The organism is Streptomyces sp. NPDC059371, assembly GCF_042751995.1.
Lineage (GTDB): Bacteria > Actinomycetota > Actinomycetes > Streptomycetales > Streptomycetaceae > Streptomyces.
The window spans coordinates 65,746-68,752 of sequence record NZ_JBHYXD010000044.1; the positions used below are offsets into that span (position 1 = coordinate 65,746).

The 3,007-nt window shown below is 73.8% G+C and carries 2 protein-coding genes; one reads left to right on the forward strand and one right to left on the reverse strand.

What is annotated here, in order from left to right; all coding sequences use genetic code 11:
* Positions 1-353: 353 nt before the first annotated feature.
* Positions 354-1,301, forward strand: a complete 948-nt coding sequence (locus ACFXGX_RS23950; RefSeq protein ID WP_384794696.1) for a TauD/TfdA dioxygenase family protein — start codon at positions 354-356, stop codon at positions 1,299-1,301.
* 43 nt (positions 1,302-1,344) lie between these two features.
* Here the strand turns inward: ACFXGX_RS23950 and ACFXGX_RS23955 are convergent, their stop codons facing one another.
* Positions 1,345-2,820: an FAD-binding protein gene (locus tag ACFXGX_RS23955; RefSeq protein ID WP_384794698.1), complete on the reverse strand. Its 1,476-nt coding sequence runs from the start codon at positions 2,818-2,820 to the stop codon at positions 1,345-1,347.
* Positions 2,821-3,007: the final 187 nt, after the last annotated feature.

Sequence of the window (3,007 nt, forward strand, 5' to 3'; positions counted from 1 at the left end):
CCCAGCCCGTCCCCCCCCGCCCGCGGGGGTTTTGCGCCCCGGGGGCGTGGAGACCCCCCCCCCCCCCCGGCCGCCTGCCGGCCCCCCCCTACTTCGCGTTTGTTGGGGGGCCCCTTTTCACTGTGCCCCATTCTCGGCACGGGCCGTGTCCGCCAACAGGGAGTGCGACCCTGTGAGGTGGAGGACACCGGACACACCCCGTGCGCGCCGCGCGCCTCCCGTGTGCGCCCCCTCTCCCGCGAACACCCGCCCCCGGCCGATGCCCGCCACCGCTCGCGAGACGGCCTGTCGGGTGCCCGGTCGAGCGGTCATGCTGGAGCCGACGAGCCGGACACACGCATCACGGAGGCCCCATGACGGACCAGGTCACATCCCTCGAAGTGAAGCCGGCGGCGGGACACATCGGCGCCGAGATCACGGGAGTCGACCTGGCGGAGCCGCCGACGGACGAGGTCGTGGCCGCGATCAGGGCGGCCCTCCTGCGCTGGAAGGTGCTGTTCTTCCGCGGCCAGCGGCTCGATCACGCCGCGCATGTCGCCTTCGCCCGCCGGTTCGGGACGCCGGTCCGCCTCCGGTCCCGGGGCAGCGTGTCCCCCGGGGATTTCCCCGAGGTCGAGACGACGGCCGACCGTCTCGAACTGGGCGGGCGCTACGGGATGGACCACGAGGAGTGGCTGCGCAGACGCCGTCACTCGCTGCTGCGCGGGTGGCACTGCGACCACGGCGCCCGGGTCGATCCCCCGGCCGCCACGATTCTGCGCGCCGAGACGGTACCGCCGTACGGCGGCGACACGACCTGGTCGAACCTGGCCGCCGCCTACGCGGGCCTGTCGGCTCCCGTGCGCTCGTTCGTCGACACCCTGCGCGCCGAGCACCGGCTCGGGGTGGGCTACCAGAGCCGGCCCGGCGACGACGCGTACGCCCGTCATCTGCTGGACCGTCAGATCGCCACCGTGCACCCACTGGTGCGGGTGCACCCGGAGACGGGTGAGCGGGTGCTGTTCGTCAACGGCTACTACGTCGAGCAGATCCTTCGGGTGTCCCGGCCCGAGAGCCGGGCGCTGCTCGACATGCTGCTGGAGCAGGCGGTCCGGCCCGAGTACACGGTCCGCTTCCGGTGGGAGCCGGGCAGCGTGGCCTTCTGGGACAACCGGGCCACCATCCATCTGGCACCGAGCGACACCGACCACCTCGACCACCCGCGGGTCATGCACCGGGTGATGCTGGCCGGTGATGTCCCGCGAGGGGTGGACGGTGCGCCGTCGACGCCGATCGTGGGCAGCGAACCCGGCCGCTGGTGACCCCGGGCCGGGACGGGGGTGGAGCGCGAACGAACCGCCGCCGTCAGAAGACGCCCTGCCCGGGGACCAGGATCCCTCGCGGGTCGTACGTGTGCCGGGCGGAGGCCAGTCGTCGGTAGGCGGGGCCGAAGTGCTCGCGCCAGTCGGCCGCGTCGAAGGGGACCGAGCCGACCGGGTAGTGCGTGCCGCCCGCCGCGTGGACGGTCTCGTAGGCGGTCCGGTTGGCCGCGAGCAGACGGTCGACGGTCGCGGTGTCCTCGGGCGGGGTCGTGCGCAGGACGGCCAGAAGGTAGGACACCGGGTCGTCGGCGGTGCGCAGCAGCGGGGTGTGCAGGTTCTCGCGCAGCACCGGGTACAGCAGGACGACGCCGGGCCCGAGATCGGCCGGGGTGAGGTCCGCCAGCAGGGATTCGGTCAGCGTCGCCGCGGACCGGCCCGGCAGCAGCAGGTTCAGCCACGGGTGGGCGAAGGCCCACAGTCCCGCTTCCTTGAGGGCGGCGACCGAGGCCGCGAGCCGGTCGAGGAAGTCGTAGTAGCCGAGGTCGCTCGCCTGCACGCCCGCCGGGTCGTGCCGCAGTCCGCGCAGCAGCACGGCGTCGTCCGGGGCGGGGCCGACGGGCGGACCGTAGGCGACGGCTTCGAGGAGATAGCCGCTGAAGGCGCCGCCGGCGTCGGCGGTCACCTGGCCCTCGACGTAGTCGAATCGGCCCTCCTCGACGAGCCGCCGCTGGTCGTCGAGGAACGTGCGCAGGTCGTCGTACGGCAGGAGGTAGTGGCGTACGGTCTCGGGCGCGGGGACCAGGCGCAGGGTGGCGCCGACGATGATCGCGCACTGGCCGAGCCCGGCGAGCACGGCGTGGAACAGGTCGCCGTGGCGGGTCGGGGAGCAGCGGACGAGTTCGCCCGCGCCGGTGACGACCTGGAGTTCCGTCACGTTGTCGACCTGGGCGCCCTGCTGGTGGGTCTGGCCTCCGATGCCGCCGACCGACAGGGTTCCTCCGACGGAGAGTTCGAGATAGTCGGTGAAGGTGGGCGGGGTGAGTCCGTGGGCCAGGGTGGCCTTGGCGACCTGGCTCCACCGGGCTCCCGCGCCGACGGTGACCGTCCTGCTGCGCGGTCCGACCGGGCCGATGGACGCGAGGGGTGTGGTCTCGATGATCAGGCCGCCGTCGACCTGGGCCTGTCCCTGGGTGGCGTGGCCCTGGCCGCGCGGTGCGACGGAGATGCCGTGCTTGCCGCAGAAGCGGACCATGGCGACGATGTCCCGCACCGAGCCGGGTCGCAGGACCGCGGCGGGACGCCGGTGGACGATGTGGCCGTAGTCGTCGGCGTCCTCCGTGAGCGAGGCGTCGTCGGTGTGCACGCTGCCGTCCAGCGACGGGAGGCCCGCGAGCGGCCGGCGACCGGTGTCGGTCGTGGTGGCCGCCCAGCTCCGGGTGAAGGGATCGAAACCGACGACCGCGGCGCCGGTGGCGGCGAGGCCCTTGATTGCGGTACGTCGCGAGGGTGTCCGGGGCATGCGCTCCTCCTGGGGCGGCCGCTTCAATTGATCAACTGGGCCAGAGTGTAAGGGACTTGAGGGACATCCGGGCCGGTTGATACAAACGTGGACCACCGTTCGCCCACGTCCGGGGAAACGGGCGCGGCGGGGGGGGGGGGGGGCGCGGCGCGGGGCGCCCCCCGGCCGCCGCCCCGCCGCGCGCGCG

Bases quoted from the DNA above. Each gene is read 5' to 3' on its own strand.
- ACFXGX_RS23950 (WP_384794696.1), top strand. From the start codon at position 354: ATGACGGACCAGGTCACATCCCTCGAAGTGAAGCCGGCGGCGGGACAC.
- ACFXGX_RS23955 (WP_384794698.1), bottom strand. From the start codon at position 2,820: ATGCCCCGGACACCCTCGCGACGTACCGCAATCAAGGGCCTCGCCGCC.